The sequence below is a fragment of the Ruicaihuangia caeni genome, assembly GCF_029952955.1.
GTDB classification, from domain to species: domain Bacteria; phylum Actinomycetota; class Actinomycetes; order Actinomycetales; family Microbacteriaceae; genus Ruicaihuangia; species Ruicaihuangia caeni.
The window spans coordinates 268,387-287,923 of record NZ_JASATX010000003.1 but is presented as its reverse complement, the minus strand read 5'-3'; the positions used below and the strand labels follow the sequence as shown (position 1 = coordinate 287,923).

The window sequence follows — 19,537 nt, the reverse complement described above, 5'->3', positions numbered from 1 at the left end:
CTTCGCAGGCGCAGAACTTAGATTGGAACCCATGCCGTACACCGAAGCGACGATCCGCTTGCTGTCGCCAGAGGGCAAGCCGGTGGAGACTGCCGACAACGAGCGATTCCGCCAGGTGATCGACACGCTGAGCGAAGAACGTCTCCAAGATTTCCACCGCCACATGGTGGCGATCCGCGCCTTCGACGTCGAAGCGGCCAATCTGCAGCGACAAGGCCAGATGGCGCTGTGGGTACCGAGCATGGGTCAGGAAGCTGCGCAGGTCGGATCAGCGTTCGCAGCCCGCCCGCAGGACCACATCTTCCCCTCGTACCGCGAACACGTGGTCGCCCGCATTCGCGGCGTCGACATCATGCGCATCATCGAGATGATGCGCGGGCTCAGCCACGGGGGCTGGGACCCTGCCGACCACGGGAACTTCCACCTCTATACCCTCGTGATCGGCTCACAGGCGCTGCACGCCACCGGCTATGCCATGGGCATCGGACTCGACGGCGCGTGCGGCACGGGCGACCCGGAGCGTGACGTGGCGGTGCTCGTGTACTTCGGCGATGGCGCGACCAGCCAAGGCGACGTCAGCGAGGCGCTCGTCTTCGCTGCGAGCTACCAAACACCTCAGGTCTTCTTCGTGCAGAACAATCAGTGGGCGATCTCGGTGCCGGTGTCGACTCAGTCACGCGTACCGCTCTACCGGCGCGGCGACGGGTTCGGCATCCCTGGCACGCAGGTCGACGGCAATGATGTGCTGGCTGCCTACGCCGTGTCGCTCCTGGCGCTCGATGAGGCCCGGAACGGCGACGGCCCCCGGCTCATCGAGGCCGTGACCTATCGCGTCGGCGCGCACACGACATCCGACGACCCGACGAAGTACCGCACGGCCGACGAGCACAACACCTGGCTCGCCCGCGACCCCATCCAGCGGTACGAGGCGTTCCTCCGCGACCGCGGCGCGAGCGACGCGTACTTCGAAGAAGTGAGAAGCGAGGCCGCCGACCTGGCCGCCGACACCCGGCGCCGCACCCTCGCCCTCGGCACGCCGAAGCTCGACGCGATCTTCGACCATGTGTACTCCGAGCCGCACAGCGGGCTCGAGGCTCAGCGTGCGTGGCTCAAGCAGTACGAGGCGCAGATGGAGGCGGGAGCGTGACCACCCAGCACACCGCAGCTCAGCAGTCGACCGGCGCCGAGCCGGCCACCTCCGCGCAGGCAGCGGCCGAGTCCGGTCTGCAAGAGGCCGCGGCCCAGGCCATCGCCTCCTCGCAACCTGCCGCGTCAGGTCCTGCCGCATCAGGGGCCGCCTCGCCGCGCACCGGCATCCAGCAGCTCCCCATGTCGAAGGCCATCAACCTTGGCCTCCACCGGGCGATGGCCGACGACGACCGCGTGCTCATGATGGGTGAAGACATCGGCACGCTCGGGGGCGTCTTCCGCGTCACCGAGGGCCTCAAGCGCGACTTCGGCGGGAAGCGTGTGCTCGACACCCCGCTCGCCGAGTCGGGCATCGTCGGCACCGCGATCGGGCTCGCGATGCGCGGGTACCGCCCGGTGTGCGAGATTCAGTTCGACGGGTTCGTGTTTCCGGGCTTCGACCAGATCACATCCCAGCTGGCGAAGCTGACCTACCGGCACGGCGGCGCCCAGTCGTTCCCCATCGTCATCCGCATCCCCTATGGCGGTCACATCGGCGCGGTCGAGCACCACCAGGAGAGCCCCGAGGCGTACTTCGCGCACACGGCCGGCCTGCGCGTGGTGAGCCCCGCGACGCCGAACGAGGCGTACTGGATGATCCAGGACGCCATCGCAAGCGATGACCCCGTGGTGTTCATGGAGCCGAAGAGCCGGTATTGGCAGAAGGCCCCTGTCGACTTCGACGAGCGCAGCGCGCCCATGCACCGCTCGCAGGTGGTTCGCGAGGGCGCCGATGCGACGCTCGTCGGCCACGGCGCGATGGTGTCGATGATGCTGCAAGCCGCCGAGATCGCCGAGCAAGAGGGCACGAGCCTCGAAGTCGTCGACCTGCGCTCGCTCTCCCCCATCGACTACGCCCCGCTGCTCGAGTCGGTGCGCAAGACCGGCCGGCTCATCGTCTGTCAGGAAGCGCCTGGAAACGTGAGCGTCGGCTCAGAGGTCGCCGCGACGATCGCCGAGCAGGCCTTCTACTCGCTCGAAGCCCCGGTGCTCCGGGTCTCGGGCTTCGACACCCCGTTTCCTCCCGCGAAGCTCGAATCGCTCTACCTGCCAGACGCCGACCGCATCCTCGAAGCAGTCGACCGGGCGCTCGCCTACTGAGCAGAGCGGATGCCGCAGTTCCCGCTCGCCCGTCACCAGCCGTTCTGCAAGACTTCAACCAGACCTCCGACCACGAAGGAGCCGACATGGCCACCTCCGAGTTCCCGCTTCCCGACGTCGGTGAAGGCCTCACGGAAGCCGAGATCGTCGCGTGGAAGGTCAAGCCCGGCGACACCGTCGCGGTCAACCAGGTGATCGTCGAGATCGAGACGGCCAAGTCGCTCGTCGAACTGCCGTCGCCCTTCGCCGGCACCGTCGTCGAACTGCTCGCTGACGAGGGCCAGACCGTCGAGGTCGGCAAGGTGATCGTGCGTGTCGCTTCAGAAGGCGCGGATGCCGGCCCTGCCGGGTCCGGCGACGCCCGGGACTCCGAGGCCGCCCTGGTCGAGGACACGGCTGCAACAGTCACACCAGCCGAGCCCGCGAACCTCGTCGGGTACGGGGCAGCCGGACACGGCTCGTCGCGTCGCCGCAAGGGTGGCGCTGCTGGAGCGGGTGCGCCGGCGGCCGGCGCCGCGTCGGCCGGTGAATCAGCCCGGCCTGCCCAGGCGGCTCAGTCGGCCTCGAACGCCGCGGCTGCATCAACGACCAGTGTGAGCGAGGCCACGACCCCGGCGCCTGTGCCCGCGGCATCCGCCGTCTCCGCGCCCTCCCCTGCGTCACCGGTCATGCCATCGCCGGTGTCCGCCGGCTCGGCACCGACCCCGGGCTCGGCGCCGACTGCCACGCGCGCGCACCACGGCATCCGCCGTGTCGGACCCCTGCCGGTCGTGACCGCCGGCGTTCTCGCGAAGCCGCCGATCCGAAAGCTCGCCAAGGATCTCGACGTCGACCTGTCGGCGGTCGAGGGCACCGGTCTGCTCGGCGAGATCACGCGCGAAGACGTGATCCGCCACGCGGAGCAGGCGAGCGTGTTCCGCAACATCGAGACGCCCGAATGGCCGGACGACCGCGAAGAGCGCATTCCCGTGAAGGGGGTGCGCAAGGCGATCGCGACCAGCATGGTGCAGAGCGCGTTCAGCGCGCCGCACGTCGGCCTCTTCGTCGATGTCGACGCCACCCGCACCATGGAGTTCGTCAAGCGGCTGAAGAGCTCCCCCGACTTCGCGGGCATCAAGGTCTCGCCGATGCTCATCATGGCGAAGGCGATGATCTGGGCCGTGCGTCGGAACCCGACGGTCAACTCGACGTGGACCGACGACGAGATCATCGTGCACCACTACGTGAACTTCGGCTTCGCCGCGGCGACCCCGCGCGGTCTGGTGGTGCCCAACATCAAGGATGCGCAGGCGCTCTCGCTCAAGGAGCTCGCCGTCGCCCTCGAGCACATGACGAACACCGCGCGCGAGGGTCGGCTGCAGCCCGCCGACATGGCGGGCGGAACGATCACGGTGACGAACATCGGTGTGTTCGGCATGGACACCGGTACACCGATCCTGAACCCTGGCGAGGTCGGCATCGTGGCGCTCGGCACCATCAAGCAGAAGCCATGGGTGGTCGATGGCGAGGTGCGGCCGCGCTTCGTCACGACGCTCGGTGCGTCGTTCGACCACCGCGTCGTCGACGGCGATGTGGCCAGCCGCTTCCTCGCTGACGTCGCCTCGGTGATCGAGGAACCGGCGCTGCTGCTCGACTGAGGGTGTGACCCCGCGTCCGGGGTTTCGGCGCGCGAGTGACGGTTGACCGAGATACCCCATGGGGGTATCGTTGTGCGCATGCACGGATACGTCGACGATAAGGATGCGCTGCTGAAGCGGCTGCGCAGGGCCGAGGGCCAGGTGCGCGGCATCCAGCGCATGATCGAAGAAGACACCTACTGCATCGACGTGCTCACCCAGATCTCAGCGGTGACCAAAGCGCTCGAGACGGTGGCACTCACGATGCTCGACGACCACCTCTCCCATTGCGTCGCGGAGGCGACCCGTGAGGGCGGCCCAGTCGCCGAAGAGAAGCTGCGCGAGGCCAACGCGGCCATCGCTCGGCTCGTCCGGTCCTGATCCGCGAAGCCGGACCCAGCGCGGGCGACGAGAGACGTCGAATCTCTGACGGTCATCCCGCCACCCTCGGTTCGAGCGAAGTCCGCCCGCCGCGCTGGTCGACTGAAGAGACTCTCGGCGCTCGACCGACTGCGGAAGAGCGCCTCTTTCCATCGAATCACCCCACGAAAGGAAACCCCCATGCAGGAACTCAACCTCACCGACAAGAACGCGAGCACCGGCGGCTGCGGCTGCGGCGGGTGCGGCTGCGGCGGGTGCGGCTGCGGCGGCGGCAACGCCGCGCAGAACTCGCAAGCGGCAGTCGACGCCGAGACCGTGACCGAGCTCTCGGTGACCGGCATGACCTGCGGCCACTGCGTCAACTCCGTGACTGAGGAGCTCAGCGGACTGGCCGGCGTGAGCGCCGTGGAAGTCGAACTGGTCGCGGGCGGAACGTCGAAGGTCACGGTGCGCAGCGACGCCCCGCTGCGGAATGACGACGTGCGTGCCGCGATCGATGAGGCGGGGTACGCGCTGGCATGAGCACCAACCTCGAGCTCGCCGTCGGCGGCATGACCTGCTCGTCGTGCGCCGCTCGCGTCGAGAAGAAGTTGAACCGGATGCCGGGAGTCACGGCAACCGTCAACTATGCGACCGAGAAGGCGACGCTCGAGGTCGCAGACGATGTCACCCTGCAGCAACTCATCGACACGGTGGTCGCGACCGGCTACACCGCGGAACCCGTTGAGCGGCCGGCGTCGTCTCCGAGTGGGAGTTCCAGCGCTTCGGCAGCTGTCGCGGCAGGTGCGCAGGCCTCCGAGGCGAGCACGAGCGGCGGCGCACCCGCCCCCATGATCCCGCTCGGTGACGCCCTCACCTCGGTATCCGGTGCCGGCCGCGCAGACGCAGCGCATGACTCGTCGCTGCGGTCGTTGCGCCAGCGAGTGATCATCTCCACCTTGCTGACCGTGCCGGTCATGGTGCTCTCGATGATTCCGCCGCTGCAATTCGACAACTGGCAGTGGCTCACGCTCACACTGGCCGCTCCGGTCGCGGTGTGGGGTGCCTGGCCGTTCCACCGCGCCGCGGTCATCAATGCGCGCCACGGCGCCGCCACGATGGACACCCTCGTCAGCATCGGCGTGCTGGCCGCCTTCGCGTGGTCGTTGTACGCGCTGTTCTTCGGCGGCGCTGGCATGCCCGGCCTCCGGATGGAGTTCGTGTGGTTCGGCGAGCCGGGCGCCGGAGCGCACGAGCTCTACCTCGAGACAGCCGCAGCCGTCACGGTGTTCATCCTCGCCGGTCGCTATGCGGAAGCCCGCTCGAAGCGCAGCTCGATCGCCGCCATCCGGGCACTGCTCCAGCTCGGCGCGTCGGAGGCGGCTCTGCTGCGTGACGGCGTCGAGACCCGGGTGCCTGTCGCGCAGCTGCAGCCGGGCGACCGCTTCATCGTGCGACCCGGCGAGAAGATCGCCACCGACGGGGTCGTCGTAGAAGGCGCTGCCGCAATCGACATGAGCATGCTGACCGGCGAGCCCGTGCCCGAGGAGGTGTCGGCGGGTGACACGGTGACCGGTTCGACCATCGCAACCGACGGCTCACTGGTGGTCGAGGCGACGCGCGTCGGCTCAGAGACCGCGCTCGCCCAGATGGCGAAGCTCGTGGAGCAGGCCCAATCGGGCAAGGCCCGGGTGCAGCGACTCGCCGACCGCATCTCGGGCGTTTTCGTGCCCATCGTGCTGGTGCTGGCTGTGCTCACGCTCGCCGGGTGGCTCCTCTTCGGACCCTCCGTCGAAGCGGCGTTCACGGCTGCCGTGGCGACGCTCATCATCGCCTGCCCGTGTGCGCTGGGCCTGGCGACGCCGATGGCGCTGTTGGTGGGCACTGCGCGGGGCTCGCGCCTCGGCATCCTCATCAAGGGCCCAGAGGTGCTCGAGTCGACGCGCCGCATCGACACGGTGCTGCTCGACAAGACCGGCACCATCACGGCAGCCAGGATGCGGGTAGCCGACGTCACCACGGAGGCTACATCGACGAGCCGCGACGAGTTGCTCGCCGTGGCCGCCGCCGTGGAGCACGGCAGCGAGCATCCCATCGCCCGGGCAATCGTGCGTGCGGGCCAGGAGGTGGCCGGCGGGGCGCTCTCGGTGGCCGAGTTCTCCTCGGTGCGCGGCTTCGGCGTGCGCGCCGTCGTGGACGACCGCAGCGTTGTGGCGGGGCGCCCGGCTTGGGTCGTGGAGCAACTCGGCACTCCGTTGTCGCCCGCGCTCGCAGAAGCGGTCGACGCGGCCGAAGCGGCGGGCCGCACCGCGATCGCGGTGGGATGGAATGGCGTCGTCGCCGGCGTGATCGAGGTGGCCGACGCGGTGCGGAGCACGAGTCCTGCTGCTGTCGAGCGGTTGCGTGCCATGGGCCTGCGCCCGGTGCTCGCGACGGGCGACAACGAACGCGCCGCTCGCGCAGTAGCTGCAGAGGTCGGCGTCGAAGAGGTGCACGCAGGAATGACCCCCGAGGGCAAGCTCGACCTGGTGCGCGAGCTGCAGGCGCAGGGGCGTGTCGTCGCGATGGTCGGCGACGGAGTCAACGACGCGGCGGCGCTCGCGGCATCCGATCTGGGAATCGCCATGGGCGGCGGTACCGACGCCGCGATCCAGGCGGGCGACCTCACGCTCGTGCACGGCGACCTGAGCGGCGTCGCTGACGCGATCCGGTTGTCGCGGCGCACGCTGTCGACGATCAAGAGCAACCTGTTCTGGGCCTTCGCCTACAACGTCGCGGCAATTCCGCTCGCGATGGCGGGACTGCTCAACCCGCTGCTCGCCGGCGCTGCGATGGCGTTCTCCTCGGTGTTCGTCGTGAGCAATAGCCTGCGTCTGCGGCGGTTCAAGCCGGCGTGAGGTGGCAGCGCCACGTCTGATGGTCCGCAGAAGCCCTGTCCGAGCGCCAAACCGGATTGACAATCATTATCAACAAGGCGTAGCGTTGCCGTCGTGAACCTCAAACGACCGCTCGCTGCACTCGGGACGGCGGTCGTCGCGGTTCTCGGCCTCGTCGGATGCTCCACTGAGTTGCCCGGTCGTGACACCGGGTTGTCGATCGTCGTCACCACGACTCAGTTGGGCGACCTCACCCGCGAGGTCGCAGGAGACGACGCGGCAGTGACGCAGCTGCTCAAGCCCAACACGAGCGCGCACTCGTTCGACCCGAGCGCGGCCGACCTGCTGGCGCTTTCGCGCGCCGATGTGCTCGTCATGAACGGCGCCGGCCTCGAGCCATGGCTCGAAGGAGCCATTTCGGCTTCGGGCTTCGACGGGCAGGTGTTCGACGCCTCGCACGCGGTGGCCCTTCGCGAGGGCCACGACGACCACGACCATGGACATGACACTGACCACGGTCATGACGACGACCATGGCGACAGTGCAGCCGACAGCGCCGAGCATGACGAGCACGAGGGGCACGCGGATGCCGCGGCCGATGGTGCCGCGACCGCCGGGTCCGACCAGGTCGCCGACCCGCATCTGTGGACCAGCATCCGCAACGCGATCCGCATCGTCGATGAGTTGGCCCACACGCTCGAAGCGCTTGACGCGCCGCGCGCCGAGGCCTACATCGAGCGCGGCCACGCGTATGCCCACCGTCTCGAGGCTCTCGACGAGTGGACCACCGAGCAGATCGACCGTGTGCCGGCCGAGCAGCGACTCATCGTGAGCAACCACGACTCCCTCGGCTACTTCAACGCCGACTACGGCATCACCTATGTCGGCGCGGTCATCCCCAGCTTCGACGACAGTGCTGAGCTCTCGGCATCCGACATCGATGCGCTCGTCGCCGCGATCAGGGCGTCGGGTGCGAAAGCGGTGTTCGCCGAGGCGTCGCTCTCGCCGAAGGCCGCCGAGACGATCGCTCGCGAAGCCGGCGTGCGCGTCTTCGCTGGAGCCGACGCGCTCTACGTCGACTCGCTGGGGCCCGCGGGGTCGCCCGCGGGCACGTACATCGGCGCCCAGGTGCACAATGTCGAGCGCATCCTGCAATCGTGGGGCGTCGAGGCCGCGCCTCCGCCGGCAGAAGTGCGAGAGTAAGCGGATGCCGCAGCCACCCGCAGTCGTGCTCGACCACGCCGCGTTCGCCTACCGGGCCGCTGAGCCCGCGGCGACGGGGGTCTCTGCCGTGCTCCCCCAGGGCGAGGCACTGGCGCTGATCGGGCCGAACGGCGCCGGCAAGTCGACCGTCTTGCGCGGCCTGCTCGGGCTCGTTCCGCTCACCGCCGGTCGTCTGGAGGTGCTCGGCGGCGATGCTGCGACCGCTCGTCCTCATGTCGGATACATGCCTCAGACCGACACCATCGACCCCGACTTCCCCGTCACCGTGCGCCAGGTCGTGACCATGGGCCTCTACCGCCGCATCGGCTGGGGCCGCTGGCCGGGTGCGGCCGATCGCTCAGCCGTCAGTGAAGCCCTCGTGCGCGTCGGACTCTCGTCGCACGATCGCCGCCCGTTCGGCCTGCTGAGCGGCGGTCAGAAGCAGCGGGCCATCATCGCCCGTGCGATCGTCTCGAAGCCACGGCTGCTGCTGCTCGACGAACCGTTCAACGGCCTCGACGCGGAGAGCCGCACCGGACTGATCGCCCTCGTCAACACGTTGAAGGCCGAAGGCATGGCGGTCGTGATGTCGACCCACGACATCTCCCTCGCGCAGCAGACCGCCGACTCGGTGCTGCTCATCAACCGCGAGCAGGTCGCGTGGGGCCCGACCGATGAGACGCTCAAACTCGAGCTCATCGAGGCGGCGCACCCCGACACCACCATCGAGGTCGACGAGCACTCGCTGCACCTGCCCACCCATGAAGGGCACTGACGTGGCGGTGTGGCAGTGGCTCATCGAGCCGTTCACGCTGCCGTTCATGGCTCGAGCGCTCATCGTGCTCGTCATGCTCGGGCTCGCGGCCGGCGTGCTCGGCCCGCTGGTTCATCTGAGGCGGCTCGAATTCCTCAGCGACGGGCTCGTGCACGCGGTCTTCCCCGGCGTGGTGGTCGGCTTCGTGATCGCCGGATCGCCCGGACTCTTCATCGGGGGCGCCATCGCCGCTGTGATCGCCGCCGTCGCGCTCACGCTCGTCTCACGGCGGGGTGAACCGGGAGATGTGCCGGTCGCGGTCGTGCTCACGAGCATGTTCAGCATCGGCGTGATCATCGTCTCCCAGCAGCGCGGATACGCCGGGCAACTCTCGGAGCTCCTGTTCGGTCACGTGCTGACCGTGACCGAGACGGATGTCTGGGCCACCGGCATCCTCGTCGCGCTCGCCCTGCTGCTGGTGCTGCCCGCCCTGAAGGAGCAGGTCTTCCGCGCGTTCGACCCGCAGGCGGCCGAGGCGGCCGGATACCGGCTGCTCCCGCTCGACCTGCTCCTCAACGTCGCGATCGCACTCGTGGTCGTCGCGGCCTCGCGCGCCCTCGGTGTGCTGCTCATGCTCGCTCTGCTCATCGTGCCCGTCGCTGTGGCGCGGCTGCTCACCGGCACGATCGGCGCCCTCATCGCCGGTGCGACGCTCGCCGCACTGCTCGGCGCCTGGCTCGGACTTGCCGTGACCTTCGTGGGATCGGTGCATGCCGGCTTCGATCTGCCGGGCAGCGCCACGGTCGTGCTCGTGCTGCTCGTACTGCTCGGGGTCGCGCTCGCCGCATACGGGATCAGGAGATGGTGGGTGCGCGGAACTCGAGGCGGCCGCGGAGCAGCCGCGCCGCCGCCGGTTTCGGATTGGGAGCGTCTCGACGCGCCGATCGCGGATCGAGGTGCTCGCGCATGAGCTACCTGGAAGCGGCAGCCATCGAAGCGCTGCTCGTCGGCGCGCTCGCCGGACTGGTCGGAGTGCTGGTGGTGCTTCGCCGCCGCGCGTTCTTCGCCACGGCGCTCACCCACTCGACGTTCCCCGGCGCTGTCGTCGCGGTTGTGGTCGGCGTGCCACCAGCACTGGGCGCCGGCGTGTTCAGCCTTGCGCTCGTCGCGCTGATGACGACGCTCGCGTCGGTGCGGCGCCTCGGCGGGCAAGTCGCGTCGGGCGTCGTGCTGACCTCGGGGTTCGCGCTCGGCGCTCTGCTGCAGGCGCTCAACCCTCAACTGCCGATCCAGCTGGAGTCGTTCCTGGTGGGTTCGATCCTCACCGTCAGCGGCCTCGATCTCGCCCTGGCAGCCGCGATGCTGGTGCTCGCGCTGGTCGTCGTCGCCGTCGCAGGCAAGGAACTGCTCTTCGCGAGCTTCGATGCGCCCGCGTATCGCGCCGCCGGATACAGGCCGTGGATCGCCGAGCTCCTCACGCTCGTGCTCATCGCCGGCACGGTGGTCGTCGCGATGCCGGCGGTCGGCAGCATCCTCGCCATCGCCCTCATCGTGGGACCGGCTGCGACGGTGCAGCTGTTCGCACGCTCAGCGGTCGGCATGGCGCTGGGCGCTCCCCTGCTCGGCGCCGCCGTCGGTCTCACCGGTCTCTGGCTCTCGGTCTCGTTCGGAGTCAGCGCGGGAGGCACGATCACGCTGCTCGCGGCCGCGATCTACGTCTTGGCACAGCTCGTCACTCGGCAGTCGACCTCCGCGCGTCGCCGGCGGCAAGCGCTTGAGGAACGGGCTCGTCTCGGGCTCGGTGCAGCGAGGCTACGGTTGAGGGCATGAAGCGCAACACCTGGCAGCGAGAGGCGGTGCGCGAGGCTCTCGGCGAGTCGGAGGCGTTCGTCAGCGCCCAGGCGCTGCATGCTCGCATGCGAGAAGAGGGGTCTCCGATCGGGCTCGCGACCGTGTACCGCACGCTCGCGAAGCTCGCCGAAGACGGCACCGCCGACCTGCTGCAGCAAGACGGCGAGCAGCTCTACCGAGCCTGCACTCCCGGGACCCACCACCACCACCTCATCTGCCGTCGCTGCGGGCTGACCGTCGAGATCGAGGCGAAGCCGGTGGAGGCGTGGGCGCGGCAGGTGGCTGCGGAGCACGGCTTCACCGAGCCGAGTCACGTCGTCGACGTCTTCGGGCTGTGCGCCGAGTGCGCGGCCCGGGCGGCCGGCTGACCGGGCTGCACTGCTCCGCTCCCCTGCCTCACCTGTGGCCAGCGCTGCGATCGGCGGTTGGAGAAGAACGCTACGAGAGGATGCCGGCGATCACGCGCAGCGTCGCGGCATCCCCCTGCACGATCAGCGTCGTGACCACCGTCTCCTCCCACCGCTGCAATTCGTCACGGATCTTCTCCGGCGGCCCGATCAGCGCGAGCTCCTCCACGAGCCGCGTCGGCACAGCAGCGATCGCCTCCCGCTTGCGGCCCGCGAGGTAGTGCTCCGTGATCAGGCCGCATTCCCTGTCGTAGCCGAGCCGTTCGATCACCTCGCGGTGGAAGTTCGCCTGCCGCGACCCCATACCGCCGATGTAGAGCGCGAGCATCGGCCGCACCTGATCGGCGGCCTCTTCAACCGAGTCGTGCGGCACCACCGGCACCTGCAGGGCGACCTCGAACGCTTGGCGCGGCGAACGACTCGCCGCCCGCTTCGAGAAGCCCTCGTCGAGGGCGCGCCGGTAGTCGGCATCCGCCCTGGGTGAGAACAGGAACGGCAGCCATCCGTCGGCGATCTCCGCCGCAAGGGCGACGTTCTTCGGTCCCTCGGCGGCCAGGTAGATGGGCAGGTCGGCGCGAAGCGGGTGCACCGTGGAACGGAGCGGCTTGCCGCCGCCCGCGGCATCCGGACCGTCGTATGGCAGCGGGTAGTGCGGGCCGGGAGCAGTGACCGGGGCCTCGCGCGCGAGGATGTCACGCACGATCTGCACGTATTCGCGCGTGCGGGCGAGCGGTTTCGGGTATGGACTGCCGTACCACCCCTCGACCACCTGAGGCCCTGACGCTCCGAGGCCGAGCGTGAAGCGACCGCCCGAGAGGTGGTCGAGGCTGAGCGCCGCCATCGCCGTGGCCGCCGGAGTGCGCGCCGACAGCTGGGCGATCCCCGTGCCGAGGCGGATGCGGGAGGTTCGCGATCCCCACCAGGCCAGCGGAGTGAACGCGTCGGAGCCGTACGCTTCGGCCGTCCACGCCGAGTCGAAGCCGAGCCTCTCGGCCTCGAGCAACGCCTCGAGCGCGCCGGGTGGCGGCCCCGATTGCCAGTATCCGAGCGAGTACCCGAGCTTCATCGACTCCTCCTCAGTCAGTGAGCGCGAACCGGCTCACCAGCGCTGCACGTGCGTTGCACCTGTTGAGCCGCACTGCTCCGCGCCAGTACGCCGTCGTGGCGCGTCCCGGCGCCTCCCGGCGCCTCGGTCAGCGATCGCGCGCTGATTTCTCCGGCGTGGGCGCATCGCCCGATGCCCGAAGCGCCTCACGGTACGCCCGCGCTTCCTCCTGCCGCTCGAGTTCCACACCAGTTGCGATCTTCGCCCGGACATGCCCGGGCTGGTAGCCGAACGCATCCACGAGGTCTTGCGCATACGGGCGGAGCCGCCCGATCAGCCGGTCGATGTAGGCGGTGACCGCCTGCGCCCGCTGAGCCGAGAGCCTGCCATGCATGAGGTACCAGGCAAGGTGCTTCTCGATGAGGCCGAGCCCGAAGAGGTCGTGCAGCCAGGTGAGCACCTGCCGGTTGCCGGCATCCGTCTCGGCGTCGACCGCGCGCGTGAACGCTTCCCACTGCAGCAGCTCGCCGTGAGCCCGCGCGGCCTCGATCATCGCGTTCTGCTGCGAGTTGAACAGCGCCGCCGCAGCCGCCTTGTCGAGCTTCCGCGCCGGGCGCAGCGCCGTTGCGATCTCACCGATCATCGTCTCGACGCGGTCCGTCAGCAGTTGGCGCTGGATGTTGGTCTCGCGCAGCTGGCCGACAGAGCGTGCGGTCGAGCCGAAGTCGGCGATGGTCTGCCCCAGCGTGCGGAGCCCCGTGCCGTGGTACGCGCGTTCCCTCGCCTGCTCGACGACATAGCGGGCGAGTGCGCCGGTGTCGGCCTTGGCGAAGCGGTGGCTGAAGTCGGTCAGCAGACGCTTCGCCACGAGCTGCAGCAGCACGTTGTTGTCGCCCTCGAACGTCACGTAGATGTCGAGGTCCTGCCGCAGACCGACAAGGCGGTTCTCTGCCATGAACCCCGCTCCCCCGCACGCCTCGCGCGCCTCCTGAAGCGTGTCGAGCGCGTGCCAGGTCGACAGCGGCTTCAGCGCCGCGGCGAGGGTCTCGAGGTCTTGCCGGTCGGCATCCGTGTCTTCGGCGCCGCTGAACACCGCATCGAACTTTCGCAGCAGTTCGTCATGCGCGAAGATCTGCGCGTAGGTGGTGGCCAGCCGCGGGATCAGACGGCGCTGGTGACGCTGGTAGTCGAGCAGCACCTCCTCTTCAGTGTCGCTGGATGCCGTGAACTGACGCCGCTGGTTGCCGTAGGTCACCGCGATGTCGAGCCCGACCGCCGCCGCCCACGTCGCGGCGCCGTCGAGCGAGACCCGGCCCTGCACGAGGGTGCCGAGCATGGTGAAGAACCGGCGTCCAGGACTCGCGATGGGCGAGGTGTAGTTGCCCTCTTCGTCGACGTCGCCGTACCTGTTCAGCAGGGCCGAGCGCGGAACGCGCACCTCGTCGAAGTGCAGCAGCCCGTTGTCGACCCCGTTCAGGCCGCCCTTCAGGCCGTTGTCCTCTCCCCCGATGCCGGGCAGGAACTCGCCGTGCTCATCGCGAATCGGAACGTAGAACGCATGCACGCCGTGATCGACGCCCTTGGCGATGAGCTTCGCGAAGACGACGGCCGCGGTCGCGTGCAGCGCAGCGTTGCCGAGGTACTCCTTCCACGCCCCGCGGAACGGCGTGTGGAGCACGAAGTCTCCGTGCGTCTCGTCGAAGGTGGCGGTGGTGCCGATCGACGCGACATCCGAACCGTGCCCGCTCTCGGTCATGGCGAAGGCTCCGGGCACTTCCAGCGTCATGATGCCTGGCAGATACTCGCGGTGGTGCCGTTCGGTGCCGAGGTGCAGCACGGCAGCGCCGAAAAGGCCCCACTGCACGCCTGCCTTGATCTGCAGCGACGGGTCGGCGAGCACCATCTCCTCGAAACCAGCGATATTGCCGCCGTGGTCGTCTTCGCCCCCGAGTTCCTTTGGCGATGCGCGATTGACCTGCCCGTCCCTGGCCAAGCGCTTGAGTTGCTCGAACACGCGCGCGCGGTGCTCCTCCATCGTGAGGCCCTCGATGCGCTGCATGTCCGGGTCGGCGACGAGCTCACGCGCCCGCAGGCGCAGGTCGGCCCAGGTGCCGAGCAGGCGGCGGCCGAGTGCCTCGACGTCGACCTCGGGTGCCGGCACCTCGAGGGGACCGGTCGAGACCGCCGGTTCTTCGATCCCGGGGCGAGTGGATGCGGTGGGCGCGGCAGCGGGTGCCGCCTGCGCCGTGGTCGGTGTCTCGACTCGTGGGCTGCCTGAAGCGATGTCGACCATTGAAACGTCCTTTGTCCCTGTGCCGATGGGTGCGGTACAGCAGCCACGATATGTCGCATCACGCTAAACAAGGCTGCGATCGTTTGTCGCCTACAACCAAGGCGCGGTTGAGCGCGCGTCGAGTTGTGCGTTTCGCGAGGTGAAGGCCTCGGCATCCGGCTAGGCTCGTTCGGTTCCGCGGTTTGCGGATGCCGGGTGCACAACGTACCCTTGAACGTTGGCTGGCGCGTCTGTGCCGGCATGTGTGCTGATCCCACCCGATTCCCCGTTGCCTCCGCGTGTCGTGGTGCCGAGCGGGAGATGCGCGCCGACAAGTGACCTTGGGTGAGGCGGTTTTCCCGCCTCACGGTAGCAATGGAGGAACCGATGGCAGCAGTCTGCCAGGTGACAGGAGCCGTACCCGGCTTCGGTCACAACATCTCGCACTCGCACCGCCGCACGAAGCGCCGCTTCGACCCGAACGTGCAGAAGAAGACCTACTTCGTGCCGTCGCTCCGGCGGAACGTGACTCTGAACGTCAGCGCTAAGGGCATCAAGGTGATCGACGCCCGTGGCATCGAGTCGGTCGTGAAGGACCTGCTCGCTCGTGGGGAGAAGATCTGATGGCCAAGCAGCAAGACATTCGCCCGATCATCAAGCTCCGCTCCACCGCCGGCACCGGGTACACCTACGTGACCCGCAAGAATCGCCGCAACAACCCCGACCGCCTCGTGCTGAAGAAGTACGACCCGGTGGTTCGCAAGCACGTCGAATTCCGCGAGGAGCGCTAAGTCATGGCAAAGAAGAGCAAGATCGCCCGCAACAAGCAGCGGCAGGAGATCGTCGACCGTTACGCCGAGAAGCGTCGCGAGCTGAAGAAGGCGCTCGTCGACCCGAACGGCACCGATGAGACCCGCGAGGCCGCGCGCCTGGGTCTGCAGAAGCTCCCCCGCGACGCTTCGCCCGTGCGTCTGCGCAACCGCGACGCCATCGACGGCCGCCCCCGCGGTGTGCTCTCGAAGTACGGCATCTCGCGTGTGCGCTTCCGCGACATGGCACACCGTGGCGAATTGCCCGGTATCACCAAGTCAAGCTGGTAAGTTCAAGGCGGTTCTGCAAGGCCCAGGCGATGCAGGACAACCACTCATCGCACATCGTCCGAGGAGGACTACCGAATGGCTGACAAGTCACTGAACCGCACCGAGCTCGTCGCCGCGATCGCCGCCGACACCAACCTGAGCCAGTCCGCCGTCAACGGCGTGCTCGACGCCCTCTTCAACACCCTGTCGAAGTCGGTTTCTGAGGGCACGAAGGTCAGCGTCCCCGGTTGGATCTCGGTTGAGCGCACCGAGCGTGCCGCTCGTACGGGCCGCAACCCCCAGACCGGTGCGGAGATCCAGATCCCCGCCGGTTTCGGTGTGAAGATCAGCGCCGGTAGCAAGCTGAAGGCTGCCGCCAAGTAGTTCGACCCGGTGCCGCGCTCGCGCGGCGCCGACTGAGTCGCTCCGCAAGGATCGATTTTCGAAGGATGCCGTCCACTCAGGTGGGCGGCATCCTTCGTTGTTGCGGGGTGTTCTGGCGGCGGTCTCCGAGCAAGCGCGCCAGTTCCTCGAGCCCGCGCCACTTCTTCGTGTCCGCGCCACCAGGAAGTGGCGCGGACACGATTGCCTGGCGCGGATGCCGACTTCGCGGCCGAGAGCGCGGATGCCGCCCGCCGGTCACGGGCGCGCACTCCCCTGCCCGGCGGTCACGGGCGGGCACTCCCCCCGCGTCGGTCGACAGCCGGCGACGGCACGCAGAGCGAGGAGAGCACGAGCGCGGAGAGACCGTGCAGGCGCCACGCGTAGGCTTGCAGGGTGCCACGAATCGCCCGGGTGAGTCTGCCCGCTCTGCTGCTGATCGCGGCATTCGCGGCCCTGCTCGCCGCGCTCGCCTACGGCGGCGCGGCCGCTCCCCAGCTCATCAGCGACCCCGGCGCAGTCGTGCGATGGGGTCTCCCCGCGTCGAAGCTGCTCGTCGACCTGGGTGCGGCTGGCGCCATCGGGTCGCTGGCCATCGCGGTGTTCGCCCTGAAACCCGGCGAGCGACCATTCGAGCGTGCGCTCGACATCGCCTCGGTCGCGTCGGTCATCTGGACGCTGGCCGCCGCGTTCACCGCGTTCCTCACCTTTCTGACGCTGTATCTGAAGCCGGTCACCGCTGACCCTCAATTCGGGCAGCTGCTGGGTCGCTTCCTCACCGACACCGAACTCGGGCGCACCTGGCTCTGGGCCACGCTGATCGCCGCGGCTGTCAGCATCTTCTGCTTCTCGGTGCGCAATCACACAGCGCTGCTGTTCGTCGCCCTGCTCGCGGTCGGCGGACTCGTGCCGCTCGCAGCGCAGGGGCACTCGGGCGGCACCGCTGACCACGATGTCGCGGTCAGCGCGCTATGGATGCACATCGTCGCCGCTGCAGTGTGGCTGGGCGGCCTCCTCACGATCGTGCTGCTGCGGGGTTCGCTCGGCGACAGGCTCAGCGTCGTGGTTCGCCGCTACTCATCGCTCGCGCTGCTCTGCTACGTCGTCATGGTCGTCTCGGGCTACGTCAGCGCAGAGGTGCGCATCGGTTCGTTCGAGGGGCTCTTCACTCCGTACGGGGTGCTCGTGCTCGTGAAGATCGCCGCGCTCGTCGTGCTCGGAGCCGCCGGCGCATGGCAGCGTCGCGTGATCATCAACCGCATCGAGCGGAACCCCTCGGGCAAGTCGTTCTGGGGGCTGGCGGCCCTCGAACTCGCCTTCATGGGCATCGCCTCGGGGGTTGCGGCTGCACTCGCGCGCACCGCGACGCCGAAGCCCGAGGTGATCGTTGCGAACACGGCGAACCCGACACCCGCCGAGATCCTGACCGGCCGTCCGCTGCCGCCTGAGCCGGAGCTCTCCACGTGGATCACGGCGTGGCAGCTCGACCCGTTCTGGTCGACGGCCTGCGCGATGCTGCTCTTCTTCTACCTCGCCGGCGTGTGGCGGCTCAGCCGTCGCGGAGATCGCTGGCCGGTGCATCGCACGGTCGTCTGGGTCATCGGCATCCTGATGCTCTTCTGGGTGACGAACGGCTCATTCATGGTCTACGAGCGCTACCTGTTCAGCGTGCACATGCTCGGTCACATGCTGCTGGCGATGGTGATCCCGATCCTGCTGGTGATCGCCGCGCCCATCACCCTCGCGCTGCGCTCCATCGAGAAGCGGAACGACGGCACGCGTGGCGTGCGCGAGTGGATCATTCTCGCCGTGCATTCGCGGTACCTGGCGCTGCTGAGCAATCCGATCGTCGCTGCGGTGATCTTCGTCGGATCGCTCTGGCTGTTCTACTTCACGCCCATCTTCAGCTGGGCGATCACCGACCACATCGGTCACTACTGGATGATCGTGCACTTCCTCGCCAGCGGGTACCTCTTCGCGCTGGTGCTGATCGGCACCGACCCGATCCCGAGCAGGCCGGCATACCCATTGCGACTGGTGCTGCTGCTCGCGACGATGGCTGCGCACGCGTTCTTCGGGCTCGCCATCATCAGCAGCAGTGGGCTGCTGCTCGCCGATTGGTATGGCGCGATGGGCCGCACGTGGGGCGATACGCCGATGGTCGATCAGCAGACCGGCGGCGGCATCACCTGGAGCATCGGCGAGATACCAACGCTTGCGCTCGCGGTCGCCGTGGCGATCATGTGGAGCCGTCAAGACACCCGCGAGACCCGCCGCATCGACCGCCAGGCCGACCGCGATGGCGACGCAGAGCTCGCCGAGTGGAACCGGATGCTGGCAGAGCGCGCCGAGCGCGACCAGCAACTGCGCGGCTGACCGCCCGTCGACCCCGCGCTATTCCGTTGCCGGAATATGGTTGCCGGCCTGCGTGAGGTCGTGAATCCTCAGCCCGAGATCGCGGTGACGAGCAGCGAGCCATCCGGTTGGAACGTGATGGTGTAGCCGACCGAGAACGGCACGTCTTCGCTGAGCGTCGTCACGGAACCGTCGAAGAGCGAGCGGACATCGACGGTCAGATGCGCCGCGGCATCGGCACGGGGCATCAGCCAGACTCCCGTCTCCGGGCCCGGCACGATCGCGACTTCCGGGTAGGTCACCATCGACCAGACCGGCTCGCTCTCAACGCGGTTCGAGATCGGATGCCCGAACGGGCACCCGCTCGGCATCAATACATTCTGTTCTGCGCATGTGTCGAGATACTCGGCGAGCTGGTCGCGAACCTCGTCCACGAAGCGCTCGCTCGCCTGGACGTCGAGCGAGACCGCGTGAGTGTCACCCGGTCGCGTCACCGCCGCTGGCACCGGTCGCGCACGCAGCCACTGAGACTCGTGGCCGACGACGTACCGACTCGGCACGAGCACGCCGAGGGCAGTGGGTTCGGATGCCGTCAGGGCGAGCTCACCGACCGAGAACCGGTCTGCGTGCAGCGAGGTGACTTCCAGGATGGCAACGGGGCTTCGCTGGAAGCGCCAGCCGTCGAACACTCCGAACACCTTGCCGGCAGGCTCGAGCGTGAACCAGGTGCTGTGCCGTTCGCCGTCGAGGCGGTACTCGAACTCCACGCGACGCACCCCGTCGGAAAGCGTCACCTCGGCAGACTGCTCGATCTCGGTGAGCTCGCCGAGCGCTGCGGGGGACAACAGGTCGAGCCGTGCGTCCGGCGGCGGTTCCACGCCAGGCAGGGCGAGCGCGCCGTCGACGTCGTGGCGCGCGATCGAATCGAGATAGACGCGCGCGAAGCCTCCGGCAGAGAAGAGCGTGGCGTTCAGCGCAGCGACAGTGCCGACGAAGACGAGGATCAGTGCCGCGAACGCGAACGACCACACGACGGCGGTTCGACGCAT

General features: G+C 68.6%; 19 protein-coding genes. 16 read left to right on the top strand and 3 right to left on the bottom strand.

From position 1 onward, the window contains the following. Nucleotides 1-31 precede the first annotated feature (31 nt). The 11 genes from QF206_RS08875 (at nucleotide 32) to QF206_RS08825 (ending at nucleotide 11,317) form a co-directional block, all read left to right on the top strand. Nucleotides 32-1,147, top strand: a complete 1,116-nt coding sequence (locus QF206_RS08875) for a thiamine pyrophosphate-dependent dehydrogenase E1 component subunit alpha (RefSeq protein WP_281488857.1) — start codon at nucleotides 32-34, stop codon at nucleotides 1,145-1,147. A gap of 182 nt (nucleotides 1,148-1,329) precedes the next feature. After that, entirely contained in the window at nucleotides 1,330-2,289 is a 960-nt protein-coding gene (locus tag QF206_RS08870; RefSeq protein ID WP_281489042.1) for an alpha-ketoacid dehydrogenase subunit beta, read from the top strand. An 86-nt stretch (nucleotides 2,290-2,375) separates the two neighbouring features. Then, a complete protein-coding gene (locus QF206_RS08865) occupies nucleotides 2,376-3,926 on the top strand; it encodes a dihydrolipoamide acetyltransferase family protein (protein ID WP_281488856.1) in 1,551 nt (516 codons plus the stop codon). Nucleotides 3,927-4,004: 78 nt separating this feature from the next. Further along, the gene (locus tag QF206_RS08860) at nucleotides 4,005-4,286 is read left to right on the top strand and encodes a metal-sensitive transcriptional regulator (protein ID WP_281488855.1); all 282 of its coding nucleotides are present in this window, start codon (nucleotides 4,005-4,007) and stop codon (nucleotides 4,284-4,286) included. 180 nt (nucleotides 4,287-4,466) lie between these two features. Beyond that, entirely contained in the window at nucleotides 4,467-4,808 is a 342-nt protein-coding gene (locus tag QF206_RS08855; RefSeq protein WP_281488854.1) for a heavy-metal-associated domain-containing protein, read from the top strand. Then, the gene (locus QF206_RS08850) at nucleotides 4,805-7,162 is read left to right on the top strand and encodes a heavy metal translocating P-type ATPase (protein ID WP_281488853.1); all 2,358 of its coding nucleotides are present in this window, start codon (nucleotides 4,805-4,807) and stop codon (nucleotides 7,160-7,162) included. Before QF206_RS08855 ends, QF206_RS08850 begins: the two co-directional genes overlap by 4 nt. 93 nt (nucleotides 7,163-7,255) lie before the next feature. After that, nucleotides 7,256-8,344 carry a metal ABC transporter substrate-binding protein gene (locus tag QF206_RS08845; protein WP_281488852.1) on the top strand — a complete coding sequence of 363 codons (1,089 nt, stop codon included), beginning with the start codon at nucleotides 7,256-7,258 and terminating at the stop codon, nucleotides 8,342-8,344. Nucleotides 8,345-8,348: 4 nt separating this feature from the next. Continuing rightward, complete coding sequence (locus QF206_RS08840) at nucleotides 8,349-9,119, top strand: metal ABC transporter ATP-binding protein (RefSeq protein ID WP_281488851.1); 771 nt, start codon at nucleotides 8,349-8,351, stop codon at nucleotides 9,117-9,119. Continuing rightward, nucleotides 9,106-10,068, top strand: coding sequence for a metal ABC transporter permease (locus tag QF206_RS08835; protein WP_281488850.1), 963 nt, complete (start codon nucleotides 9,106-9,108; stop codon nucleotides 10,066-10,068). The genes QF206_RS08840 and QF206_RS08835 overlap by 14 nt, the downstream gene beginning before the upstream one ends. Then, nucleotides 10,065-10,928 (top strand): metal ABC transporter permease, encoded by an 864-nt coding sequence (locus QF206_RS08830; protein WP_281488849.1) that lies wholly within the window; start codon nucleotides 10,065-10,067, stop codon nucleotides 10,926-10,928. Before QF206_RS08835 ends, QF206_RS08830 begins: the two co-directional genes overlap by 4 nt. Continuing rightward, a complete protein-coding gene (locus QF206_RS08825; protein ID WP_281488848.1) occupies nucleotides 10,925-11,317 on the top strand; it encodes a Fur family transcriptional regulator in 393 nt (130 codons plus the stop codon). Before QF206_RS08830 ends, QF206_RS08825 begins: the two co-directional genes overlap by 4 nt. A gap of 70 nt (nucleotides 11,318-11,387) precedes the next feature. Here the strand turns inward: QF206_RS08825 and QF206_RS08820 are convergent, their stop codons facing one another. Both QF206_RS08820 and QF206_RS08815 read right to left on the bottom strand, forming a co-directional pair. After that, nucleotides 11,388-12,422, bottom strand: coding sequence for an LLM class F420-dependent oxidoreductase (locus QF206_RS08820; RefSeq protein WP_281488847.1), 1,035 nt, complete (start codon nucleotides 12,420-12,422; stop codon nucleotides 11,388-11,390). Between the two features lie 127 nt (nucleotides 12,423-12,549). After that, nucleotides 12,550-14,694, bottom strand: coding sequence for an acyl-CoA dehydrogenase family protein (locus QF206_RS08815; RefSeq protein WP_281488846.1), 2,145 nt, complete (start codon nucleotides 14,692-14,694; stop codon nucleotides 12,550-12,552). Nucleotides 14,695-15,060: 366 nt separating this feature from the next. Here QF206_RS08815 and rpmB point away from each other — a divergent pair, with 366 nt between their 5' ends. The 5 genes from rpmB (at nucleotide 15,061) to QF206_RS08790 (ending at nucleotide 18,509) form a co-directional block, all read left to right on the top strand. After that, complete coding sequence (gene rpmB, locus QF206_RS08810) at nucleotides 15,061-15,297, top strand: 50S ribosomal protein L28 (RefSeq protein WP_281488845.1); 237 nt, start codon at nucleotides 15,061-15,063, stop codon at nucleotides 15,295-15,297. Beyond that, nucleotides 15,297-15,464, top strand: a complete 168-nt coding sequence (rpmG, locus tag QF206_RS08805; RefSeq protein ID WP_281488844.1) for a 50S ribosomal protein L33 — start codon at nucleotides 15,297-15,299, stop codon at nucleotides 15,462-15,464. The genes rpmB and rpmG overlap by 1 nt, the downstream gene beginning before the upstream one ends. 3 nt (nucleotides 15,465-15,467) lie before the next feature. Further along, nucleotides 15,468-15,773 (top strand): 30S ribosomal protein S14, encoded by a 306-nt coding sequence (rpsN, locus tag QF206_RS08800; protein ID WP_281488843.1) that lies wholly within the window; start codon nucleotides 15,468-15,470, stop codon nucleotides 15,771-15,773. Between the two features lie 75 nt (nucleotides 15,774-15,848). Then, complete coding sequence (locus QF206_RS08795; RefSeq protein WP_281488842.1) at nucleotides 15,849-16,136, top strand: HU family DNA-binding protein; 288 nt, start codon at nucleotides 15,849-15,851, stop codon at nucleotides 16,134-16,136. A gap of 393 nt (nucleotides 16,137-16,529) precedes the next feature. Beyond that, nucleotides 16,530-18,509 carry a bifunctional copper resistance protein CopD/cytochrome c oxidase assembly protein gene (locus tag QF206_RS08790; protein WP_281488841.1) on the top strand — a complete coding sequence of 660 codons (1,980 nt, stop codon included), beginning with the start codon at nucleotides 16,530-16,532 and terminating at the stop codon, nucleotides 18,507-18,509. A gap of 68 nt (nucleotides 18,510-18,577) precedes the next feature. On the opposite strand, the gene QF206_RS08785 is transcribed toward QF206_RS08790, so the two are convergent. Continuing rightward, complete coding sequence (locus QF206_RS08785; protein WP_281488840.1) at nucleotides 18,578-19,537, bottom strand: hypothetical protein; 960 nt, start codon at nucleotides 19,535-19,537, stop codon at nucleotides 18,578-18,580.